Origin of the sequence: Acetobacter sp., assembly GCF_047723915.1 — a bacterium.
GTDB lineage: Bacteria > Pseudomonadota > Alphaproteobacteria > Acetobacterales > Acetobacteraceae > Acetobacter.
Map to the genome: position 1 here is coordinate 49388 of NZ_JBDOBQ010000008.1, position 23245 is coordinate 72632.

Annotated in this window: 20 protein-coding genes; 12 read left to right on the plus strand and 8 right to left on the minus strand. The window is 63.0% G+C overall.

Going from position 1 to position 23245, the window contains the following annotated elements; all coding sequences use genetic code 11:
* Positions 1 to 3: 3 nt before the first annotated feature.
* The 4 genes from ABF990_RS06585 (at position 4) to ABF990_RS06600 (ending at position 5961) form a co-directional block, all read left to right on the plus strand.
* Positions 4 to 1293, plus strand: a complete 1290-nt coding sequence (locus ABF990_RS06585) for an adenylosuccinate synthase (protein WP_415490684.1) — start codon at positions 4 to 6, stop codon at positions 1291 to 1293.
* Positions 1294 to 1537: 244 nt separating this feature from the next.
* Complete coding sequence (locus tag ABF990_RS06590; protein WP_415490683.1) at positions 1538 to 1921, plus strand: hypothetical protein; 384 nt, start codon at positions 1538 to 1540, stop codon at positions 1919 to 1921.
* Positions 1922 to 1999: 78 nt separating this feature from the next.
* The gene (locus tag ABF990_RS06595) at positions 2000 to 4420 is read left to right on the plus strand and encodes a TonB-dependent receptor family protein (RefSeq protein ID WP_415490682.1); all 2421 of its coding nucleotides are present in this window, start codon (positions 2000 to 2002) and stop codon (positions 4418 to 4420) included.
* Positions 4421 to 4431: 11 nt separating this feature from the next.
* Entirely contained in the window at positions 4432 to 5961 is a 1530-nt protein-coding gene (locus ABF990_RS06600; protein WP_415500145.1) for a PepSY-associated TM helix domain-containing protein, read from the plus strand.
* Between the two features lie 2 nt (positions 5962 to 5963).
* On the opposite strand, the gene ABF990_RS06605 is transcribed toward ABF990_RS06600, so the two are convergent.
* On the minus strand, positions 5964 to 6653 hold the full coding sequence (locus tag ABF990_RS06605) for an SCO family protein (RefSeq protein WP_415500144.1): 690 nt from the start codon (positions 6651 to 6653) through the stop codon (positions 5964 to 5966).
* A 146-nt stretch (positions 6654 to 6799) separates the two neighbouring features.
* On the opposite strand from ABF990_RS06605, the gene ABF990_RS06610 reads away from it, so the two are divergent.
* Entirely contained in the window at positions 6800 to 7501 is a 702-nt protein-coding gene (locus ABF990_RS06610) for a hypothetical protein (RefSeq protein ID WP_415500143.1), read from the plus strand.
* Between the two features lie 90 nt (positions 7502 to 7591).
* Complete coding sequence (locus ABF990_RS06615) at positions 7592 to 9784, plus strand: TonB-dependent receptor plug domain-containing protein (protein ID WP_415500142.1); 2193 nt, start codon at positions 7592 to 7594, stop codon at positions 9782 to 9784.
* 66 nt (positions 9785 to 9850) lie between these two features.
* On the opposite strand, the gene ABF990_RS06620 is transcribed toward ABF990_RS06615, so the two are convergent.
* Genes ABF990_RS06620 through ABF990_RS06630 form a run of 3 tightly spaced genes read right to left on the minus strand, consistent with a single transcriptional unit; the run spans position 9851 to position 11389 of the window.
* Positions 9851 to 10615 carry an SDR family oxidoreductase gene (locus ABF990_RS06620; RefSeq protein ID WP_415490678.1) on the minus strand — a complete coding sequence of 255 codons (765 nt, stop codon included), beginning with the start codon at positions 10613 to 10615 and terminating at the stop codon, positions 9851 to 9853.
* Positions 10602 to 11222 (minus strand): flavin reductase family protein, encoded by a 621-nt coding sequence (locus tag ABF990_RS06625; RefSeq protein WP_415490677.1) that lies wholly within the window; start codon positions 11220 to 11222, stop codon positions 10602 to 10604. Before ABF990_RS06625 ends, ABF990_RS06620 begins: the two co-directional genes overlap by 14 nt.
* Positions 11219 to 11389 (minus strand): hypothetical protein, encoded by a 171-nt coding sequence (locus ABF990_RS06630; RefSeq protein ID WP_415490676.1) that lies wholly within the window; start codon positions 11387 to 11389, stop codon positions 11219 to 11221. Before ABF990_RS06630 ends, ABF990_RS06625 begins: the two co-directional genes overlap by 4 nt.
* A gap of 243 nt (positions 11390 to 11632) precedes the next feature.
* On the opposite strand from ABF990_RS06630, the gene phoB reads away from it, so the two are divergent.
* The 4 genes from phoB (at position 11633) to ABF990_RS06650 (ending at position 16635) form a co-directional block, all read left to right on the plus strand.
* On the plus strand, positions 11633 to 12328 hold the full coding sequence (phoB, locus tag ABF990_RS06635; protein ID WP_415490675.1) for a phosphate regulon transcriptional regulator PhoB: 696 nt from the start codon (positions 11633 to 11635) through the stop codon (positions 12326 to 12328).
* A 72-nt stretch (positions 12329 to 12400) separates the two neighbouring features.
* The gene (locus ABF990_RS06640) at positions 12401 to 13642 is read left to right on the plus strand and encodes a sensor histidine kinase (protein ID WP_415490674.1); all 1242 of its coding nucleotides are present in this window, start codon (positions 12401 to 12403) and stop codon (positions 13640 to 13642) included.
* Between the two features lie 104 nt (positions 13643 to 13746).
* Positions 13747 to 14769, plus strand: a complete 1023-nt coding sequence (gene pstS / locus ABF990_RS06645) for a phosphate ABC transporter substrate-binding protein PstS (RefSeq protein WP_415490673.1) — start codon at positions 13747 to 13749, stop codon at positions 14767 to 14769.
* 162 nt (positions 14770 to 14931) lie between these two features.
* Positions 14932 to 16635 (plus strand): OprO/OprP family phosphate-selective porin, encoded by a 1704-nt coding sequence (locus ABF990_RS06650; protein WP_415490724.1) that lies wholly within the window; start codon positions 14932 to 14934, stop codon positions 16633 to 16635.
* Positions 16636 to 16739: 104 nt separating this feature from the next.
* On the opposite strand, the gene ABF990_RS06655 is transcribed toward ABF990_RS06650, so the two are convergent.
* Both ABF990_RS06655 and ABF990_RS06660 read right to left on the minus strand, forming a co-directional pair.
* Positions 16740 to 17234, minus strand: coding sequence for a glycine zipper family protein (locus ABF990_RS06655; RefSeq protein ID WP_415490672.1), 495 nt, complete (start codon positions 17232 to 17234; stop codon positions 16740 to 16742).
* Positions 17235 to 17765: 531 nt separating this feature from the next.
* The gene (locus ABF990_RS06660) at positions 17766 to 19088 is read right to left on the minus strand and encodes a hemolysin family protein (RefSeq protein WP_415490671.1); all 1323 of its coding nucleotides are present in this window, start codon (positions 19086 to 19088) and stop codon (positions 17766 to 17768) included.
* A 233-nt stretch (positions 19089 to 19321) separates the two neighbouring features.
* Here ABF990_RS06660 and ABF990_RS06665 point away from each other — a divergent pair, with 233 nt between their 5' ends.
* Positions 19322 to 20305, plus strand: coding sequence for an MDR family oxidoreductase (locus ABF990_RS06665; protein ID WP_415490670.1), 984 nt, complete (start codon positions 19322 to 19324; stop codon positions 20303 to 20305).
* 115 nt (positions 20306 to 20420) lie between these two features.
* On the opposite strand, the gene ABF990_RS06670 is transcribed toward ABF990_RS06665, so the two are convergent.
* Positions 20421 to 21152, minus strand: a complete 732-nt coding sequence (locus ABF990_RS06670) for an SDR family oxidoreductase (protein ID WP_415490669.1) — start codon at positions 21150 to 21152, stop codon at positions 20421 to 20423.
* Between the two features lie 72 nt (positions 21153 to 21224).
* The gene (gene argC, locus ABF990_RS06675) at positions 21225 to 22139 is read right to left on the minus strand and encodes an N-acetyl-gamma-glutamyl-phosphate reductase (RefSeq protein WP_415490668.1); all 915 of its coding nucleotides are present in this window, start codon (positions 22137 to 22139) and stop codon (positions 21225 to 21227) included.
* A gap of 167 nt (positions 22140 to 22306) precedes the next feature.
* Between argC and mazG the strand changes: the two genes are divergently transcribed.
* A complete protein-coding gene (gene mazG / locus ABF990_RS06680; RefSeq protein ID WP_415500148.1) occupies positions 22307 to 23242 on the plus strand; it encodes a nucleoside triphosphate pyrophosphohydrolase in 936 nt (311 codons plus the stop codon).
* Positions 23243 to 23245: the final 3 nt, after the last annotated feature.

Here is a 23245-nt window from a genome sequence, read left to right on the forward strand (position 1 = left end):
TCTATGTCCAACGTAACCGTGATCGGCGCCCAGTGGGGCGATGAAGGCAAGGGCAAGATCGTTGACTGGCTGGCCAGCCGGGCTGATGTGGTCGTGCGCTTTCAGGGTGGCCATAACGCGGGCCATACGCTGGTGGTGGGGAATCAGGTTTACAAGCTGTCGCTGCTGCCTTCGGGCGTGGTCAGCGGCAAGCTGGGCATTATCGGCAATGGCGTGGTGGTGGACCCCCAGGCCCTGCTGGCCGAAATTGCCCGCATTGCCGAACAGGGGCTGAACGTCACCCCCGAAACGCTGAGCATTGCCGAAAACGTGCCGCTGATCCTGCCCGTGCATGGCGCGCTGGACCGCGCGCGTGAAGCCGCGCGGGGCGACCGCAAGATCGGTACCACGGGGCGTGGCATCGGTCCCGCCTACGAAGACAAGGTGGCCCGCCGCGCCATCCGCCTGTGTGACCTGGCCGAGCCCGAAACGTTGGACTGGAAGCTGGACGAGCTTCTGCTGCACCACAACACGCTGCTGGCGGGTCTGGGTGCCCCCACCTTCACCAAAGCCGACCTGCTGGCCTGGCTGGCGGACGTGGCCCCCAAGGTCCTGCCCTTCATGGCGCCGACATGGGACGTGCTGGACGATGCCCGCCGCCAAGGCAAGCGGATCCTTTTTGAAGGGGCGCAGGCGGTCATGCTGGACGTGGACCACGGCACCTATCCGTTCGTGACCAGTTCCAACACCGTGGCGTCCAATGCGGGTACGGGTTCCGGTATGGGGCCTGCTGCTGCCGGGTTTGTGCTGGGTATTGCCAAAGCCTACTGCACCCGCGTGGGCGAAGGGCCGTTCCCCACCGAACTGTTCGACGATACGGGCCGCCGCCTGGGTGAGCGCGGGCATGAGTTCGGCACCGTGACCGGACGCCCCCGCCGCTGCGGCTGGTTCGACGCCGTGCTGGTCCGCCACGCCGTGCGCGTGGGTGGGGTGAACGGTCTGGCGTTGACCAAGCTGGACGTGCTGGACGGGCTGGACGAAATCCGGATCTGTGTCGGCTATGAACTGGACGGCAAAAAAACCGAGCGTTTCCCCTCCGCTCCGGCGGCACAGGCGCGGATCAGGCCGGTGTACGAAACCATCGAAGGCTGGAAGGAAACCACCTTTGGGGCCCGTCGCTGGGCCGACCTGCCGGCCCAGGCCATCAAATACGTGCGCCGGATCGAGGAACTGGTGGGGGCTCCGGTAACGCTTCTGTCCACAAGCCCGGACCGGGAGGACACCATTCTGGTGCGCGATCCGTTCGAGGGCTGAACGACATATTTTTTACCCGGTCGTCATGGCCACAGACAGGAAAGCCCCCGCCAGCAGGCGGGGGCTTTTTTTATGTATACGCCCGCTCGATACCGTCATGTGCTGTGGGCAGAGCGGCGAAAATGCCATGCATAGCCAGCAGTCATGCAGGGCACATGCAGGGCAGATGTTGCCAGAGCATGGGGCGTTGCGTGATCACGCTCTGGTCATCGGGCGCGGGTTGGGCTAGCAGCGTTGCATGAGCATGTCTTTTCGCAGCAGGGCACATTGGGCGGTCGTCTGGCCGCTGGTTGCGCTCGCGTTGCTGGCACGCCTGTCCTTTGGCAGCATGGCCCAGCCCATGTCTGTGTTCGACGATCCCCTGCGGGAATTGTCAAAGCTTTCCGTTCTCTGCGACGACACGGCGCCCCTGCCCAACCCGGATGAAAAACATCACCCGGCGGATGATGACCAGAGCGGGGGTTTTCTTCTGGCGGACGCGCTGGAACTTGTGGCCCTTGCTGGCAGCATTGTCCTTTTTGTTACGGTCCTGCTGAACTGCCTTGACCGGATCTGGGTTTTTCCACCCGTTCGCGGCCCTCCGTTCCGGGTGCGATCGCCGCTTTGCCCGCAGGGCCCTCCCGCCTGACCTGACTGCCACCGAGCCTCCCACGCGTGACGATGACACGTGTGGGGTTTTTCGTGTCGACTGTTCAGGTTCTGATCCATGTCTTTTTCTTCTTGCACCGTTCGCCGGATGTGCGGCGTAACGGCGGGTGCCATCGTGTTTGTCTGGGCCGGAGCGCAGGCCGCCACGCCTGAAAACAGGGTCCATTCCGGGCCGCAGTACCGCAAGCCGGATACCCGGTCCCATTATGCCTCCGGGTCCCGATCCGGCTCCGGCTCACAGCCTGTGGCGGCAAGGCCATTGGCACGGCCAGCGACAGGGCCAGTTGCAGGGGCAGTTGCTGCCCCCGTGACGGCGGAACATATTCTCGTCACCGGGTCCAGCCGCGCGCCGGCCACCGTTCGCCCGGCGGGGCAGACAACCTTCAGCGCGGATAGAAGCCGCTTTGCAGACCAGGTCGGGCAGACGGTGGCCGATATGGTCGTGACCATTCCCGGTGTCAGCTTTACGCAGGGCAACGGCCCGCGCGACACGGTTGTTTCTGTGCGGGGATCGGGGGACCGGCAGTCCTATGGGCTGAAGAACCTTCAGGTTCTTGAAGACGGTTTTCCCATGACACAGCCTGACGGCACGGCCCGTGCGGATCTGATCGACCCGCATGCCTATGACGGGGTGGATGTGTTCGAGGGGCCTGCCTCCACCGTGTATGGAAACTACGCCATAAATGGCGCCATCAATTTCCGGACCCGTCAGGGTGCGGACATCAACGGGGTGGAACTGGGGTCCGATTTCGGCAGTTTTGGCACGGTCAACACCTACGCGACACTCGGGTTGGGAAACCGCGCCTACGATCTGATGGTTTTTGGCAGCAATGTGCGGGGCAACGGCTTTATCGCCAACAGCCGGTATGACACCTCGACCGAAAACCTGCGCCTGCGTGTGTCTCTTGCACCATCTGACCGGCTGATTTTCAAAGTCGTCAATAATATCACACACGCCTATCTGCCTGTTCGGCTTTCCCTCGACCAGTACCGTGCCAACCCATACCAGCGCGGCTGCGCGGATGCCGCAAACGCTGCGGCCGGGTGTGCATCGGTCAATCTGCTTGTCAACGGCCGGTTCGGGGCAAAACAGGCCGTAAGCCCGCAGGCCGCAGGGCTTGGGCGTTTCGACCGGCGTACGATAACCGGCCTGCGGTGGGAACACGATTTCAGCAGCCGGACGACATGGCGCAACCAGTTCACATACGACCAGCGCCATGTCGACCAGCCGACATCGCCCACGTCTTTTGTCGGGCCGTATAATTCCTACGCTGTCAGCAGCGATGTTACGAACCGGGCTACGGTGGCGGGCACCGTGCTGGAAAGCTTTGCCGGAATAAGCTTCGATTATCTCGATTACGGGTATCAGACCTATAATATCATGCCGCTGGGCGGGGCCGCGCGTGGGGCCATGAGTTCAGAGTCCTACGGCCATCAGTGGAACCTGGGCGCGCGTTTTCAGGAAGACTGGCATTTCGCGCCGAACTGGCGGGCGGTGGTGGGGCTTGGTGGCACGTATTCCGATATCGGGGCCACGCAAACGCTTTATGGCTATTCCGCCACGGCCATGACCCGGACCCCTGTTACGGCCAGTCGTAGCTTCTTCAACCTCGCCCCCGAAGGGGCGTTGATCTATACCCCGACCGACGACTGGACACTGCATACGCGCGTTGGCACCGCCTACGGTACGCCATCTGCCTCCAACCTGTTCATTACGCCGCAGGGGCAGTATGGCGCCAACACGCGGCTGAAAAGCCAGAGCAGTGTCGGGGTGGATGTGGGGGCAGACTGGCGGCTGGGCAAAACCGTTCATGTCCAGGCAACGGGATTTTACGAATTCTATAATAATGAACTGGTCAGCCAGTCTGCCGGTGTCAACACGGTGGGGGCCTATACTTTCAATGCGCCGGCCTCGCAGCATCGCGGGGTGGTGCTGGGCCTTGACAGCACACCTTTGCCCCGCACCCTGCCGGGCGGGAAATTCATGCTGAGCTACACCTATGACAATCAGGTTTACACCAATTATACGGAGGTGCTGTCCAACAGCCTGATCTCGCGCAGCTTCAGCCGCAGGGGCGATTATATTCCCGGCGTCATTCCCAATTTCCTGAATGCGCGTTTTCTGTACGACCAGCCTTCAGGCAGGTTGGAAGGGCTTGGTGGCTATGCGGAAGTCACCTGGCGGGATGCTTACTGGCTGGACAACGCCAACAGGCTCAAGGCGCCGGGCTATGCCCTGCTCAACCTTGAAATTCATTACGATCCCCCACGGCGTCTGGGCTGGGTGCAGCGCCTGCACTGGTATTTCGAGGTCCAGAATGTTGCCAACCAGACCTATATTGCCGGTGCCACCAATATCAGTGACGTTCTGCTGGCCAACGGGCAACAGGCAGGGGCAGGCACGCTCATGACCAGTACGGGGTCGATCTACGCCGGATCGCCACGGGCGTATTATGGCGGCGTGCGGGTGCGGCTGTGATGAGACCCGCCATGAAACATCTGGCCACGGGCCTGTGGCCAGACCGCCGCACGGTCTGGCGCTGGCATTTTTTTGCCGGCCTGTTCTGCCTGCCGTTTATCGTGCTCCTGTCCCTGACAGGGAGCCTCTATCTGTTCAAGCCCCAGATAGAGGCGTTGATCGATTATCCCTATGACCATCTGCCCGCAGCCCGCGCCCCGACCCCCATGCGGGAGGTTGAGGCCGCACTGGAGGCGGTACCCGGCAGCACCCTGCTGGCCTATGAGGTGCCACCCACCGTGCAGGGTGCGGCGCGTGTGATCGTCAACCGCAATGGTCAGGCCATACGTGTCTATGTGGAGCGGACCAGCCACAAGGTGCTGAAAACAGTGGCGGAGGAACAGCGGTTCGAACGGCTGGTGTTCAAGTTGCACGGCCAGCTTCTGCTGGGGAATGTCGGCTCCGTCATCATGGAAATGGTTGCGTCCTGGACGGTCGTGCTGGTTCTGAGCGGCCTGTGGCTGTGGTGGCCGACAGACCTGCGCGGCCTTGGCGGGCTTCTCTACCCACGCCTTGGCCGGACGGGCCGGGCCCTTTGGCGGGATATTCATGCGGTGAGCGGTGTGTGGGTGTCGGGCGTGCTGGTGCTGTTTCTGGTGTCGGGTCTGCCCTGGTCCTTTGTGTGGGGCCATGCGCTTTCATCGGTTCAGCACAGGGTGGGGCGGCTGGTCACGGTGCGCGACTGGGAAATAGGTGCTGTGCCGGTAAGGGACACACTTGCGGGCAGGCCACTGCCACCCGGTGGAGCACAGGCAGGAGCGGGGCATAGGGTTGCCACGGCAGACATGGCCGGTCAGGCCAGTACCAGTTCGACCAGTATCAGTTCGGCCGGTATCAGCGCGGCGAATGCCAGTTCGGCCAGTGCCGGCTTGGGCAGAACGCGTTCGGATAATGCCAGATCGGGCACGGCCATATCGGCAGCGGATAGGGCAATGGACATGCCGGGCATGGATATGCCGCCCCCTGCCGTGCCGGTGTCCTTTCCGGTTGGTACCATGTCGGGACTGAATGAAGTCGTGCGTGTGGCGACGGGGTTGGGCCTGCCCCCGCCAGTGCTGGTGACACCCCCCGCAACGCCGGATGGACCATGGACCATCCGTTCGGATACGCAGAACCGCCCTTTGCGCCAGAGTGTGACGGTCAGCCCGGACGGGCGTATTCTCTCGCACGGGACATTCGACCAGAAGGGTCTTGTGGACCGTATCATAGGCTATGGCGTGGCGGCGCATGAGGGGCATCTGTTCGGCTGGGCCAATCAGGTACTCAACCTGCTGGTTGCCATCGCGCTGATGCTGATGAGCGGTGCCGCGACGGTTCTGTGGCTGCGGCGCAGGCCGCCTGGCGAACTGGGCGCACCCCCGGCCCATCGGTCGCAACGGATGGGGGTTGCAACGGTGGGGCTTGTCTGTGTTCTGGGTGTGCTGCTGCCCGAACTTGGCCTGTCGCTGATCGTGCTGGCGGGTGCCGCATGGCTTGCCCGACAGCTTGGGCATGGCCGATGACGTCAGGACGAGGGCAGCATGCGGGCAAGGTCGGCTGCGATGTCATGCGCGCTGGAATCGACCGGGATCATGCCAGCCAGATGGTTGTGTCCGTCCATCAGATACAGCAGGGAGCTATGGTCGATAAGCGCGTTCGCCCCCGCATGATGCCTGACCGTGACATGGAACGCCGCCAGCACCGGCCGAAGCTGCGCGGTGGTGCCGCTCAGCCCCACAATGTCTGGCGAAAAATGCGCGACGTAGTTTTTCACAACCCCGGGCGTATCGCGCTCAGGGTCCACGGAAATGAAGATGGGTGTCACTGCCCGGCCTCTGGGGCCCAGTTCCTCCAGCGCGGCGGAGACGGTTGCCAGTGTCAGGGGGCAGACATCGACACAATGCGTGTAGCCAAAATAGATCAGCGTATACCGGTCCCTGAAATCCGCTTGTGTGACAGGACGGTTGGCGGTGTCCGTCAAGGCATAAGGGCCACCGACACCCGGCTGACGCATGCCCAGAAGGGTACGAAACCCTGCCGCTCCGGCCAGCAGGGCCAAGGCCATCCCCCCGATCAGGAGGAACGCCCTGCGGTCATGCCGCAGGGTGCGGCCCGTGGGTGTTCTGGTGCGCGTGTTCGGGTGTTTCATGGCGTGACTATAGCGTTTATCGGCCATTGTCGCACCCTGTTCGGCGCAGGGGGCGGGATCATTCACCTGTTGTGCCGCCCGGGCCGCCTGCCGGGTGTGCCGGTGCGTGTCGTCATGCCTGTGGCATGCAACCGGCAGGGCGGGGCAGTTCTGATATTTATGGGGTTTACATGGCCGCGTCGCTCTGCATTTTGTGATAACGCACCGGTGTCATGAAAGGTAGGCTTCTGAACGCGTTCCGTCCCGCATGGTCCAGACAGGGTTCCGGCGTTGTCATGCGCTGGCTGGTGGTGCTGTGCGTGCTGCTGGGGCTTGTCGGGCAGCTTGCCCTGCAAAGTCAGGCCCGGCTGGATGAAGCGCCGCGTGCGACATTCGAGCGCCTGACGGGCCTGCATATCGGCCCTGACCGTGATCGGGGCGATGCGGGCGGTCTTTCGGCCCCGCAAGCCCGTTCAGGGACTATGGCTGGCATGGATATGAGCATGCCGGATATGTCCGAGCGGACCAGCCCCAACCAGGCCAGCCCCAGCCAAGCCAGATCAAACCGGACCAGACCCGACCGGGCAATGCCTGAACAGGCCATGTCCCGCATGACCGGCCCCGGCATGGCGGCACCTGTCATGGCCGCGCCCGGTCTGCCTGCCGCGGTGGTGCAGGCCGCTACCGGCCACGGGCCGGACAGTTCACCGCCTGTTCATCCGGCGCATGGTGGCCACCATCATCATGACGATGGCGAATGCCCGCTCTGCCCGCTTTTGCACCTGCCCGCGGTTGTTCTTGCGCTCGCCTGTGCGCTGGTCCTGCTCGGGTTCGTGCTGCGCGGGCCGGGTTATGCGACCGTGCTGCCTCGCACCCCGCTCTGGGGCCGCATAACGGTTCTGCCCCCCGCGACAGGGCCGCCCGCCCCGGTCTGAGACACCCTGAGCGCCAGCGGTTCGCGCATCTGTCCCGAACAGGACAATGCGGGGCGCTGGCTGTTACCGTTTCAGACCAGAGCTTTTATCATGATCCTGTTTTTTCCCTGTCGCGCCCCGCGGGCGCGCGTGCTGGCCTGTCTGTGCCTTGGCGTACTGGTTGTTCATGAACCATCGGCCCATGGTGCGGATACCGCTGCTCCCACCGATCCCGTACAGCCTGTGGCGGCACCGTCATCGCATGCGGCGCAGGCTTTGCCCGCCCATGTGCATGCCAGTTCCCCCCGGCAGGAACTGATAACGGTCAACGGTATCCGGCATATGAGCACAACCTCCCCGGATACGAGCGATCTGTTCCGCCATAGTCTGGGTTTCAGTTCCTATGCGGCGGGTGGTGTGTCGGCATTGCCGGTGCTGAACGGCATGGCGGACGATCGTGTCGCGACCTTTGTCGATGGCATGCGGATTCAGTCGGCCTGCCCCAACCACATGAACCCGGCCATGTCCTATATCGACCCCGACGCGGTGGAAACGGCGCAGGCCATCGCGGGAATTACCTCCGTCAGCCAGGGCGGGGACAGTACGGGTGGCACCATAGAGGTCAACCGGCGCGACCCTATTTTTTCCGCGACCGCGAAACTGCTGGTGACCGGGCATGTGCGGGGCGATTATCGCAGCAATGGCGGCGGGTCGGGCTCTTCCGGCTCGGTCACACTGGCCAATGACTGGCTCAGCCTGCGTTATACGGCCTCGTACAGCCATGCGAGCGATTACCATAGCGGCGGGAACGAGCAGCGCGTGCTGTCCACCAGCTATCTCAGCTTCAATCATGCCGTGACGCTGGGGGTCAAAAAGGAAAACCACCTTCTGGCCCTGACCTTCGGCCAGCAGGATATTCCCTACGAAGGTTTTGCCAACCAGTACATGGACATGACCAATAACCGCTCCACTTTCGTCAACGGCAAGTACAAGGGCGATTTCAACTGGGGCACGCTGGAGGCGCGGGGTTTCTGGCAGCGGGTCGAGCATGCGATGGACATGCTGTCCGACAAGGGCGGGCACACCGCCACGACCGGCATGCCCATGAACACCGCAACCCGTACGGCGGGCTATTCCATCAAGGCGAGCATTCCGCTCGGGCGGGTGCATACGCTGGGGCTTGGCAGTTCGTTCGACCATAACGGGCTGAACGACTGGTGGCCCCCGCTTGCGGGCAGCATGATGATGGGGCCGGGCACCTTCCACAACGTCAATAACGGTCATCGCGACCGGCTTGGCCATTATGTGGAATGGAAGGCACGGTGGCTGCCGCGTTTTTTCACTGAACTGGGCCTGCGCAGCGACCTTGTCATGATGAATACGGGTGAGGTTTCGCCCTATTCATGGACCAGCATGATGAACATGACCGACGCCATGGCGGCCCGGCAGTTCAATGCCGCCCGGCGCGGGCGGACCGACACCAATTTCGATGTGACGGCACTCATGCACTGGCACCCGCTCGACAGCCTGATGATCGACGCCGGTTATGCCCGCAAGACACGCTCCCCCAACCTGTATGAACGCTACGCATGGGCCAGGGGGCAGATGGCCACCACCATGATCGGCTGGTTCGGGGACGGCAACGGCTATGTCGGCAACATGAACCTGACGCCCGAAGTCGCCAATACCGCCAGCATGACCCTGACCTGGCACGACCCGGTGGATCATGCGTGGGAAGTCAAGGTGCAGCCGTACTACACCTATACCCACCACTACATCAACGTCATGCGGATCGGGGAATTTGCAAGCGGGCTGTCGAAACTGCAGTTCGCCAACCACAACGCGCAAAGTTACGGGATCAACAGTTCGGCCTTCGTGCGGTTGTGGAACACCACCCGCTACGGCATGGGGGAGCTGCGCGCCAATCTGAACTGGGTGCGCGGGCAGGATCTGGTCACGCATTCCGGCCTGTACCACCAGATGCCGACCAACGGCTCCATCACCCTGCATGAAACCTGGCGGAACTGGACAGGCCACGCCGAAGTCACCCTGGTCAAGGCCAAGGACACGGTGGACTGGCTGCGTAACGAGCCCCGCACACCCGGCTATGCCCTGCTGGGGCTGGGGGGCAGCTACCGTTGGCGCAACCTTACGCTCAATGGCAGCATCGATAACGTTCTGGACCAGAAATACGACCTGCCACTGGGTGGCCTGTCTTTGGGCGATTACGAGGCGACCGGGTATCTGGGCCCGCTTCCGGGGCTGGGGCGGTCTTTCAACCTCAGCCTGACAGCCACGTTCTGACAGGTTCAGGGGGGGGCAAGGTGAGGCCAAGATGTGTGGGGGCCATGCCTGCCCCCACACCGGGCGTTACTGCGCGGTATAGCCGCCGTCGATCACCAGTTCGCTGCCGGTCATGAACTTGGATTCGTCGGAGGCAAGGAAAAGAATGCCATAGGCAATGTCGTTGGGTTCGCCCAGATGGCCGAGCGGGTGCAGGGAAACAAGGCGCTGGCGGGCGGCTTCGTCCTGCTTGGTCAGCCCTTCCACCATGGGTGTCCAGATATAGCCCGGATGGATGGAATTGACGCGGATCCTGTAACCCGACTGCGCGCAATGCAGGGCGGAGGACTTGGTGAACAGCCGCACACCGCCCTTGCTGGCATTGTAGGCCGCAAGGGTCGGGTCACCGATCAGCCCCTCGATGGAGGAGAGATTGATGATCGAGCCGCCATCGCCGTGTTTGCGTATGGCTTCGATCGCGTATTTCGTGCCCAGGAACACGCCGTCGAGATTGATGGACTGCACGCGCCGCCAGTCGTCCAGGCTGGTGCTTTCCACCGTGCCGTTATAGGCGATACCGGCGTTGTTCACGGCAATATCCAGCCGCCCGAAGGCATCCAGCGTTGCCGCCATTGCGGCCTGCCAGTCTTCTTCCTTGCGGACATCGAGCCTGACGAAAATGGCCTTGCCACCGCCCGCCTCGATTTCCGAGACCACCTTTTGGCCTGCATCCTCGTTGATATCCGCCACGACAACCGCAGCCCCTTCCTGCGCAAGAAGAAGGGCGGTCGCCTTGCCGATCCCCAGCGAGGCTCCGCTGATTATCGCAACCTTGCCATTAACGCGTGCCATGTGTCTTTCCTTTGTGTGTTGGTTTGGAACGGATGATGCCGTTGCCTACGACGCCAGCCGGAGGCAGAACGCTGTCAGGCAGTTTGGGGCGCATCATTTCCCGCCGGTCCAGAACGGGGCCATCGGTTATGAACGTCCCGTCGCCGACGGCATGCAGGGTTCCGCAGTCCGTGCGGGTCGGGTCTGCATGGGCCGCCACGCCTTCGAGAACGACAATACCATACTGCGCGATAACCTCGATCACGCGGCATTCGATATTGGCCAGGCAGTCGCCAAGCAGGGGGGCCTGCACATGGGTGGCCTTGTGGCGCGCCAGACCGAACTTGGCGAACTTGTCCGTATCGCGCCCCGAACACAGCCCGATCCCCACGACCGTATCGAGCATGTCCGCCGGTGGAATGGCAATCACGCATTCACGGCGTGTCGTCAGTGCGTGCCATGAATAATTCCACGCGCCGGTCGTGATCGCAAAGCGGGCCGCGAAATCCAGCACCATTGTCCATGTTATGGTCATGACATTGTCATGCTGGCCGTCATGGGTTGCAACAAGGGTCACGGGACCGGGTTCGAGCAGGGTAAACGCCCGGTCAAGCGGAAACGGTTTCATACGGCTCCCCCATGCAGGAACGTCTGCCTGCGCACTGCATACAACACCATGGCGTGCAAAGCGTTGCGCTCGATCAATCCGGCTTGCGGCGCACGGGGGGCGGGACCGGGCGCGGTCGCGGCCATGGCGCGCATGACAGCGCCGCCTGAGCCTGCGGCGTGTGTCATGTGTCAGGGCCTGTGGCAGCTATGGCTACCGGTCCGTTATGGTATGTTACAGTCCGCCCGGTCATGGGCAAATGTTTTCATAAAAACGTCACAGGGTGATTTCATGGCCGAATATGCTGGTCTTTTTGCATGTTGGGACCGGCAGGCCCCGTTTTGTGTCTTTGCGGCCCATGCGGGGAGAGTTGTTTTTTGTCATATGCGCGTCATATCCTGCGCATGGTCTGGAACAAGGCGAAACTACGAATGCAAAAGGCTGATCTGCTGGTTGTCGAGGACGATCCGGCCCTTGCGCGGCTGATATGTTACAATCTCGAGAAACAGCATTACGTCGTCAGGCACGCACCTGACGGGGAAGAAGCGCTGGAACAGGTGCGCAAGCGCCGCCCCGATCTTGTCCTGCTGGACTGGATGCTGCCCGGTATTTCCGGGCTGGAGGTCTGTCGCCGCCTGCGTGAGCAGGCGCGCACGGCTGGCCTGCCCATTCTCATGCTCAGCGCGCGGGGGGAAGAGACAGACAGCGTACGCGGGCTCGATACCGGCGCGGATGACTATCTGGTCAAGCCTTTCGGGATGGATGCGCTGTTTGCGCGGGTCAAGGCCATTCTGCGCCGCGCCCCCCCCGCCGACAAGACGCTCCAGTTCGAAGACCTGAGCATGGATCGCGTCGCCCACAAGGTGGAGCGCGCGGGCCGTGTCCTGGCTCTGGGGCCGACCGAATACCGGCTGCTGGAATTCCTGCTGCTGCACCCTGCCCAGGTTTTCTCGCGTGAGGATCTGCTCAAACACGCATGGGAGCGCAGTTCCAGCGTCGAACTGCGCACGGTCGATGTGCATATCCGCCGCCTGCGCCAGACCCTGAACGAAGGGGGCGAGCCGGACCTGATCCGGACTGTCCGGGCGCGTGGGTATGCGCTGGACAAACCCACGGAGCAGGACTGAGCGCAACCGTATGAAGGCGCTCTGAGCGTGCACGCGTGGCTGGCCGCATGTTATGGAATGGTAGGGGGCGGCGTGCTGGTCAGTATGCTGCCAACCTTCATGCGCGCTTTGGCTGGCGGCGGCGTTGTTGAGGCAGCGAGCGTGCCGGCCCGGCGCGCCAGCCGGGTCGAACCCGCATCCATGACCCTTGAGCAGCTCATGGGCTGCCTGCCTGCGGCCGCGCTGGCCCTGAACGAAACACGCCAGCCCTGTGTGGTCTCGCCCGAGGCGCACAGGCAGTTCCGGGACAGTGTGGGCAGTATCATCCGCCATCCCGCGTTCCAGAACCGGCTGGATCATGTTCTGGCCGATACGGATGAAAGCTCCCCCCCGGGGGAGGCGGTGCTGACGCTGGATATTCCGCAGTACCGTGTCGTGCGGGCCTGGATGCGCAAGGCCGTTGTGCCATCGGCCCTTGTGCCCGAAGGGTATCGCAAGCCGGGTTTTTCGCCCACCACCCCCACCACCCTGGTTTTTGTCGCCCTGCATGACGAAACCGAAGCCGTGATTGCCGAACGTCAGCATACGGACTTTGTGGCCTTCGCCAGTCATGAACTGCGTACCCCGCTTGCGGCACTTCTGGGCTTTATCGAAACGTTGCAGGGCCCGGCGGCCGATGACCCCGCCGCCCAGAAGGAGTTTCTGGACATCATGGCGGTGCAGGCCCGGCGCATGCAGCGCCTGCTCGACAGCCTGCTCTACCTGTCGCGCGTGCAGATGCAGGAACATCTGCGCCCGACCGATACCGTTGCCGTGGCAGCCCTGCTCGAGCATGTCCGTGCCGAGGCGGCAGGGCTTATGGCGGGCAAGGCGGCGCGGCTCGATGTCCTGCCGGTGGCGGAGTCGGGACTGAGCGTTGCGGGGGATGAGGTGCAGTTGCAGCAGGTTCTGATGAACCTGATCGAAAATGCCCTGAAATATGGCCTGGCCGACCGGGGCAGGCGCCACGCCCAGCCATTATGCATTACCCTGAGCTGCGAGCAGCCCCCGCCCGATGGCTGCTGGCCGGGCGAGCCCGGTGTGCTGCTCAATGTTACGGATACCGGCCCCGGCATTCCCGCGCGGCACCTCTCACGCCTGACGGAGCGGTTTTACCGTGTGGCCCGGACGGCCGCCAGCGTGCAGGGCAGCGGGCTGGGCCTTGCCATCGTCCAGCATGTCGTGACCCGCCATGGGGGCCGTTTTGTGGTGGAAAGCAGCGTGGGGCAGGGCACTACATGCCGCATCTGGCTGCCTTTGGTGCCGCGTGCGCTGCCTGCTGTCATAAAAGCGTAACGGAACTGTCCTGAAAACATCACACCGTTTTGGTGTCTGCTCCTTTAAGCATCCGTGGGCGCGGCATTGTGTCGCAGGCTCACTGCTAAGGGATTACAGCAACAATGCGTCTCTCAATCAGGTCCGGAGTATGTCTGGCAGCCGTTACGTGCCTTCTGGCCGCCCATCCCGCGATATCCCGGGCTGAAAGCGTGACCGGTGCGGGTTCCAGCTTTGCAGCACCGATCTATGGCGCCTGGAGTGCCGCTGCCCAGTCCGCCACCGGCGTGACCGTCAATTACCAGAGCGTGGGTTCCAGCGCGGGCCAGAACCAGATCCTGGCCGGCACTGTCGATTTCGGCGCCTCCGATGCCCCGATGGATGTCCAGAAGCTCGAATCCGGGCACCTGTTCCAGTTCCCCACCGTCATGGGCGGGATTGTGCCGGTTGTGAATATTCCCGGTATGAAGGCCGATGCGATCACCCTGGATGGCGCCGTTCTGGCTGGCATCTATGCCGGTGACATCACGGCCTGGAACGACGCCAAGATCGTGGCGCTCAACCCCGGCGTGAAACTGCCTGACACGGCCATTGCTCCGGTACACCGGGCCGACGGGTCTGGCACCACCTTCGTGTTCACGTCCTACCTCGCCGGTTCGTCCGATAGCTGGAAGCAGAACCAGGGTGCCGGTACGTCCATCAGCTGGCCGGGTGGCCTGGGCGCGCGCGGCAATGACGGCGTTGCCTCCACCGTGCGCAACACCGAAGGTGCGATCGGCTATGTCGAATTCGCCTATGCCAGCCGCAACCACCTGACGACCGTGCGCCTCAAGAACCGTGCGGGCACGAATGTCGCTGCCGGTCTGGCCAGCTTCTCCCATGCGGCGGAAGCAGCGGATTGGAAAAATGCCTCGCATTTCGCGGTGGATCTGCTGAACACCCCGGGCACGAACGCCTGGCCCATCGTGTCGGCCACCTACGTGCTGGTGCCCCTGCCTGTGCGCAATGCCTCGCGCGACGCCGCGGTGCAGAAGTTCTTTGCGTGGGATTTCGCCAATGGCGACAGCACGGCTGAAAAGCTCGACTACGTGCCGCTGCCCAAGGCCGTGAAGGACAGCATCCTCTCCGCATGGAAAAGCGGCAAGTAAGAACAGGTTATTTTATCGGACTATTCGGACGTGTTTGTCCTGGAAAGCGGCTTTGGCATACCAAGCCGCTTTTTTCATAAATCCGTCATGCAACTATCATCGAAGCGTCACACGCAAGGCGGAACAGGCACGATATCCATCGCTCACCATTTCAGTTTTGGAATCGCCAAGATGCGTCGTAACTCATTTTTTCCCTCTCTTGCCTTTTCCGCGGCCCTGATGGCGGGCGTTGCGCCAATTGCCAAGGCCGCACCCTCCGACGACGCGCAGCTTAGAGCGCTGAAAGCCGAAATGGCTGAAATGCGCCACGAGATGATGGGCCAGATCTCATCTCTCAAGGCACAGCTTGCCAGGAACGAAAGCAACCAGAAACATCTCGGCTCACGCCTGAACGATGTTGCCAACCGGCACGGCGGCTATCGCAGCAGCCAGGTTGCATCCGGTCCGGCCGAACCCGGCGTGCAGTTCGGTGAAGAAGCGCCGCCGCACAAGAATATTCTGGCAGCCTCCTCGGTTGGCCGCCCGCCCTCAGACCGTGGCGATACGATGTCGTGGAAAGACTTCCGCGCAGCCACCCGCGCCGATGAAGAAGTGCGCGTGGGCGGCATGATCGTGGGCTTCCCCAAGGGGCGCTTTACGATTTCGTCCGAAGACGGGGCTTATGCCTTCTCCGTCGGTCTTGCCTTCCATGAAGACTTTGGCGGTTTCATGGGCATGTCTCCGCGCGGGAACGAAACCAAGGGCGACTTTGCGGGCTTTACCGAAAACGCCCGTCGTATCCGTATTCCGTTCACCTTCCGCTACAAGGACTGGGTGGCGAACGTGACCCCCGACTTTGGTGCGGGCAGTGCCGACGGCGCAACCACCGACCAGACCCTGTATGAAGCCAACCTGAACTACACCGGTCTGCACAACACGATCCTGACCGTGGGTTACTTCCAGCCGCGCGTGACGGAAGAAGACTCCGAAAGCTCGAACGATTTCGAAATGATGGAACGTCCCGTCATTACCGATATCGTGCGTAAGATCGCCGCCGGTGACGCCCGCTTCAGCTTTGGTGGCCTGCATTACGACAAGCGCTGGTGGATTGCCGCCTACTTTACGGGGCAGAGCTTCGGTGGCCGCGCCAACACCAGTGGCGCCAATACCGCCCTTGTCGACAGCCAGACCGGTGGCACGTTCCGCGTTGCGGGCCGTCCGTTCGTGTCCAAGGATATCGACCTGCATGTCGGTCTGTCCGCGATCAGCGCTTTCAAGGTTGCGAAAAACTCTTCAACCGGTCGCACGACGTCCTTCAGCGACCAGCCTGAAGTCAACCTGACGACGACCAGCCTGCTCAGCAGCGGCACGATCGGCAATGTCGGTTCTGTCTGGGCTGCGGGTCCGGAACTGGGTTTCCGGTGGCGCAAGCTGGTGCTTAAAGGTGAATACTACCATATCGGCGTAACGCGGGGCGATAATGCGACCAACGCCGCATCCAGCACTGCCGCCAATTTCGAAGGCTATTACGGCGCTGCCAACTACACCCTTATGGGCAAGGGCCGTGCCTATAACGAGAAGGAAGGCGCATTCAGCGCACCCGGCGTGGAGCAGGAATTCGATCCCGCACATGGTCACTGGGGTGCTCTGGAACTCAGCGGCCGCTACAGTGTCGCGAATTTCCGCGATGCGGGTGCGGGTGTGATGGGCAACCAGCAGACAGTGTGGTCCGGTGGGCTGAACTGGTATCCCAACCGTCACTTCCGTATCATGCTTGACTTCAATCACTTCATCGTCACGGGTAACGGGACGAAAACGGCTGCGGTCGAAAACATCTGGGGTCGGTCGGGTAATTCCGTCGCTGCCCGAGTGCAGGCCGCCTTCTGATTTAAGCCGACTTCGCGAATTTCAGCATAGAGTAACGGGAACGGGCCATTCCATTAGAATGGCCCGTTTTCTGTTGGCGCTGTGTGTACGGAAGGTCGCGTTTCTTAACGGTAGCCCGGCCCGTAGCCGCCGCCATAACTGCCCTGGCCGTAATACGAACCGGGGGGCGGTGCGCCGTAGGGTGCGGCGGGAATGACGTTGTGGTACGTCGCCATGCACTGCACATAGGCATTGTTGTACTGGCCCTGAATACCACCCTGGCGGCCCTGCGAATAAACGCCGCCACCGACACCCCCGCCAAGGGCCCCAGCCGCCGCGCCAATGCCGGCCCCTGTGCCGCCGCCAACGGCCGCACCAAGTCCGGCACCCAGTGCGGTCGCCGCCAGCCCGCCGATCAGGGCTTTCTTGTTCTGGTGTTCAGCCTGGCCCCGCACGGCCTGTTCGGCCTGCGAGCGGCAGAAATTCTGTTCCTGTAAAAACGTGCCGTAATCCTTGCCCGGTGTGGGCAGGACCTGGACCGTCGGGCCCATGGGTGTTTCGGCGCAAGCACTCAGCAGTAAAAACGGCACTACCGCAAAGATCGCTTTCTTCGGGAGCATATGGTGTTTTTCCCTCTATTTTTCTGTGTGAAGAACAGTCCGCAAATATGTCTTTTTTCAGGTGGTTGCCGCCTATGCAACGTGCAACCGGGCAGAGGTGTTGCATGCGGCCCTTCCCGCTTTTTGCCGCCCTCCGTGCCGCACGGGCCTGCGCACGGCAATGGGCACGCAAGCCGACCTGCGACACAGCATGCCGCATAATGCTTATGAAAGCTTTTAGACACCGCTTTAAAAAATGCGCCAGCCGGTCAGGTAACCCGTCGGGCAACCCGTCAGGCAGGCTGTTTCACCTAGTGTTTCGCGGCTGGTCGGGGGTCTATGCCGCCCTGAAAATTCCGGTCTCCGGCTGGGCTAACAGGCGTACAGGGCGAGCGATATAACGGCCGTGCAGGTGGCCGGTACCCTGTGTTTTCAGCCACCGGATATGGTAACTGGCCCCGCGCCCTGACCAGATGGCGGGAAAGGGGCTTTGCGTTCAGTAACGCGCATTCAGTCACCGGCGCTCAGGACAGAGCGTTGACAAACGGGCGTTCAGGGTCGCGCGGTCAGGTTCGTGACAAGAAGCTGGTTGATACGGAACCCTTCGACATCCACCACCTCGAAGCGAAAGCCCGCGGCGTCCACCCGGTCGGTTCTGCGGGCCATGCGGCGCAGGCGGTGCATGACAAAGCCGCCGATCGTATCGAACTGTTCATGGCCGGGCAGGTCCATGATCTGCAACTCGCGAATGACATCGCCAATGGGGGCCGCACCATCCACCAGCCAGGATTTTTCGTCGCGCCTGACAATGGCCTGCTCCTCGAACGGGCTGGCCAGCCCGTCCATCAGCACACCCATGATATCCTTGAACGTGATCAGCCCCACAACTAGGCCGTATTCGTTCACGATCAGGGCAAAGCCGGTATTGTGGCTGTCGAACTGGGCCAGCGTGTCCCATAAATGCAGTGTTTCGGGCACGGACAGCACGTCGCGCCGCATGCGGGCTATGGGGTTGTCTGTCGTCTTGCCCCGGGCCGCGTCGGCGGGGTTGACCACGGAGGCCAGCACGTCCTCGGAGCGGATGGAGCCGATAACCCTGTCCAGCCCGCCATTGCACAGCGGGTAGCGCGAATAGGGGGCCGCGCGCACCTTGTCGTAATTATGTTCCGGCGTATCCTGTATATCCAGAAACACGATTTCATCACGCGGGGTCATGGCCGATGTCACTGAGCGGTCCTGCAGGGCCAGCACGTTGCCGATCATCAGGTGTTCCTGCTGCAACAGGGCACCCGACGCCGTGCCCGCGGCCAGGATGGCGTGCAGGTCTTCGGGGGTTACGGGCTCCACGGCGGAGGCTGCGGGAATTTTCAGTGCGCTGAGGATCGCATCGGAAATCTTGGAAAAAATCCATACGAACGGGTAGAGCACGCGCAGCGCCAGGCGCAGGAACCAGCCCACGGACAGACCCACTTTGTCAGGGTTGTTCATGGCCACGCGCTTGGGCAGCAGATCGGCAAACAGCACGAACATGCCGGTCACGAACACGAAACAGAAAGCCGAGGAGAGGTTCTGCGCCCGCCATGCGGACAGTCCCCAGTCCTGAAGGCTTTGTGCCAGAGGCGGGGCCAGCATTTCGGAACTGACGATACCGCCCAGAATACCCACCCCGTTCAGGCAGATCTGGATCGCGGTCATGACCTGTCCGCTGTTGCGGCGCAAGGCAAGGAAAGCCTGGGCCTTGCGGTCGCCTGCGTCGGCACGGCTACGGAGCCGTACCTCGCGCGCCGCCGCGAAGGAAATTTCGGAGAGTGAAATAAGGACGCTGAAGGCGATCAGCAGCATCAGGGCCAGCAGGCCCAGTGAAAACAGAAGCACGATATGATCCGGCATGATTGTGGCCCGGTGGCCAGTTTACGCAGTTATAGTCCCGCCCGGTCGCGATCCCTAATGTATTTTTGAAGTCGGCAGGGGGGTGGGGGGCTTCACATAACTGTCAGCAGCGCGACGGTGGGGCTTTGCTGGCGTTAGCGCGGTGTTACCGTGCGTGCAAAAGGGCGCATGGGCGGCTGTGTGCCGTTTTTCCCTGTTCTGGCATGACGGAATATAGAATGTTCGAGGCGCTGTACGTCGAAAAAACTTCAACCGGGCAGAGCGCCACCCTGCGGCAGGTTTCCGAACGGGACATGCCGTCGGGCGATGTGACAGTCCGGGTCCGCTGGTCGGACCTGAACTACAAGGACGCGCTGGCCGTAACCGGTCGCGGCCCCGTTGTGCGGGCATGGCCCATGGTGCCCGGTATCGACTGTGCGGGTGTGGTGGAACAGTCATCCAACCCGGCATTTACCCCCGGGCAGGAGGTGGTGCTGAATGGCAGCGGCGCGGGTGAGTTGCATTGGGGTGGCTTTGCCCAGCGTGTGCGTGTGCCCGCGGACTGGCTGGTGCCACTGCCGCCGGGTTTGAGCGCTTATCACGCCATGGCGCTGGGCACGGCCGGTTTTACAGCCATGCTGTGTGTGCAGGCCCTTGAGCGCGAGGGAGTCAGGCCCGCCAGCGACCCTGTTCTTGTCACGGGGGCAACGGGCGGGGTTGGCAGCATTGCCGTCATGGTGCTGGCAACACTGGGCTACCAGGTGGTGGCGGTCACGGGGCGTATGGCCGAAGAGCCGTATCTGCGTGCGCTGGGTGCGCAGGATGTGCTGCCCCGCGCGCATTTCGAGACAACCTCGCGACCGCTGGAAAAAGCCCGGTGGGCTGGCGCTGTGGATGTTGTGGGGGGGCAGGTGCTGGCTGCTGTCTGCGCGTCCATGCGGCCAGCAGGGGTGGTGGCAGCCTGCGGTCTGGCTGGCGGCATGGATTTTCCGGCAACCGTGGCGCCGTTTATCCTGCGTGGCGTCACACTGGTGGGGATCGACAGCGTGACCTGTTCCCAGGCCGTCAGGCTGGCGGCATGGCAGCGTCTGGCGGCGCTGATCGACCCCGCGAAGCTGGACACGCTGACCCTGCGCGTGCCTCTGGCCGAGGTGCCACAGGCGGCGCGCGACCTGCTTGAAGGCCGCAGCAAGGGCCGCATTGTGGTGGATATTCCCCAGTAACTTAACTGCCAGGGTCAGGGGCGCACGGTACAAAAAACACCGTGCGCCTGAGGCCATGTTTTATAAAACCCGGTCGCACCAGGGTCTGCCTGCCCTGGCCGGGGCAGGCGGGAGATCAGGCTTCCAGACCGCCATCGACGGGGAACGCCGCACCCGTGACGTAGGACGACTGCGGCCCCGCGAGGAAAGAGACCATGGCCGAAATATCCTCTACCTTGCCGTATGCGCCGGTTGCGACAAAGCTGCTGATAAGAGCCGCGACATCGCCCTGGGCGGGGTTCATTTCCGTATCGATGGGGCCGGGTTCGACCACATTGACGGTAATGCCGCGCGGGCCGAGATCACGGGCGACACCCTTGGCAAAGCCGCGCAGGGCGGCTTTGGTGGCGGCATAAAGCGAAATGCCGGGAAAAGGCGCCCGTTCCCCGAAAGCCGACCCGATGTAAACGATCCGCCCGCCCGTGGTCATGTGCTTGGTGGCTTCCATGGTCTCGACCATGGCGGCGCGCACGTTCAGGTTCAGGATATGTTCGATCTGCTCCATGCTCATGGTCTCGATCGGGCCGGAAAAGAACGTGCCGGCATTGCAGATCAGCGCATCGATCCGGCCGAAAGCCGCCAGCGTCTGGGTAATGACATCGCGGTTGCCTTCCATCGAGGCGCCATTGGCCTTGATGGCGACAGCCTTGCGGCCCAGCGCGCTGACTTCGGCCACGACCTGTTCGGCCGCCGCGACGTTGCTGGAATATGAAATGGCGATATCGTACCCATCGGTGGCGAGGGCACGCGCGATGGAGGCACCAATGCCCCGGCTGCCGCCGGTCACGATGGCAACACGATGTGTCATGAGCAAAAAACCTTTCTGTCAGCGATATGTATCCGCCCGTGCGGGAGAGTCCGGGGGCGGCAGGCCCCGATGTCAGGCAAGCCCGAGCATGAGGCGGATATTCTGGAGTGCGGCGCCCGATGCGCCTTTGCCCAGATTGTCGAGCCGTGCCGTCAGCAGGGCCTGGCGGTTGCGCGGGCTGCCATGCACGCGCAGTTCCATCCTGTCGCTTCCGGCCAGGGCCTCGGCCGACAGGGTGGGGTCGGGGGACAGAACGCGCACATGGTCCTGCCCCGCATAATGCGTGGCCAGCACCGCGTGCAGGTCTTCCGCCGTGACATGGCCCGCCAGATCGTCAAGATGGAGCGGAATGGAGACAATCATGCCCTGGGCAAAATGCCCGGCGGAGGGTACGAAAACCGGGCGACGGCTCAGGGTGGCATGTTTGTGGATTTCGGGCACATGCTTGTGTTCAAGCGCCAGGCCGTACAGTTCGAAGGCCGGGCCGCCGTCGCGCTCATGCGCTTCGATCATGCTGCGGCCGCCGCCACTGTAACCGCTGACCGCGTTGATGCAGATGGGGTAATCGGCTGGCAGCAGGCCCGCGCGCACCAGCGGGCGCAGCAGCCCCACGGCCCCCGTGGGGTAGCAGCCGGGGTTGCTGACGCGTGGTGCTGTGGCGATGGCGTTGGCCTGTTCCGCCTCCAGTTCGGGAAAGCCGTAAACCCAGCCGGGATCGGTCCGGAACGCCGTGCTGGCGTCCAGCAGGCGGGGCGCGTTCTCGCCCAGCGTGGCGGCCAGGGCCACAGCCTCGCGCGAGGCGTCGTCGGGCAGGCACAGCACGGCAAGGTCCGCCGCGGCCATGGCGTCGCGCCGGGCGGCGGGGTCCTTGCGGCGGGCCGGGTCGATGGAATGCAGCGTGACGGGCAGGGCGGCAAGGCGTTCGCGAATGCCCAGGCCGGTGGTGCCTGCTTCGCCGTCGATGAAAATGATGGGGTGGTGTGCCATGCGTTGCTCCGTGGGTACTGGCCGGGCCTTTCGCGCAGAATAGGCGCATCGGCCTGCTCCGCATAGACGGCGCGGTGTTTTATGGCACAATGTGCGCGCAGGAAAAGCCCGCGTATGGCGGAGCACACAAGAGCAGGGCACATGACATGACCGCATCTTCAGCACCCATGGCGGCACCGCAGGCCGGTCCGGACGATGGCAGGCCCGCTGCTGGACCGGTGTATGAGCAGGCGGGCGCGGTGGATGAAGCCGGGCGGCAGCTTGCACGACTGCTGGCGCTTATGGCGCGGCTGCGCGACCCGGTGGGTGGCTGCCCCTGGGACCGGGAACAGACATTCGAGACCATAGCCCCCTACGCGATCGAGGAAGCCTACGAGGTGCTGTATACCATCCAGCGGCAGGACTGGCGTGCCTTCCCCGATGAACTGGGCGATCTGCTGCTCCAGGTCGTTTATCAGGCGCGCATGGCGCAGGAGCGTGGTCTGTTCGACTTTGCCACCGTCACCCGCATGGTGACGGAAAAAATGATCCGCAGGCACCCGCATGTGGCGTTCGGCCCTGATGTGTTGCAGGGCACGCAGGTGGACAGGGCCGCTGCCCCGTCAGGTGCTGCCGGTGCCGCCCCACAGGGGGTGCCCGACCAGTGGGAAAAAATAAAGGAACGCGAACGCCTTGGCGCGGGCGCGTCCGCAACGCCCCCGGGCGCACTGGCGGGTGTTGCACCGTCGCTGCCCGCGTTGCTGCGGGCTTCCAAGCTGGCCAATCGTGCGGCACGGGTCGGGTTCGACTGGCCGGATGTGGCTGGCGTGCTGGACAAGGTGCGTGAGGAAATTGACGAGTTCTCGGTGGAAATGCAGCACGGCGACCAGGCCCGCATGCGCGACGAGATGGGAGATATCCTGTTCTCGGTCGCCAGTCTGGCGCGCCGCCTGAAGCTGGACCCCGAAGCCTGTCTGCGGCAGGCCTGTGACAAGTTCACCCGCCGTTTTGAAGGGGTCGAGGCCCGGCTGGCGGCGCAGGGACTTTCCATGGCCGAGCAGGATGTCGAAACGCTTGACGCCCTGTGGCGTGCGGTCAAGACCGCCGAAAGCCCGGCTGACTGAAAA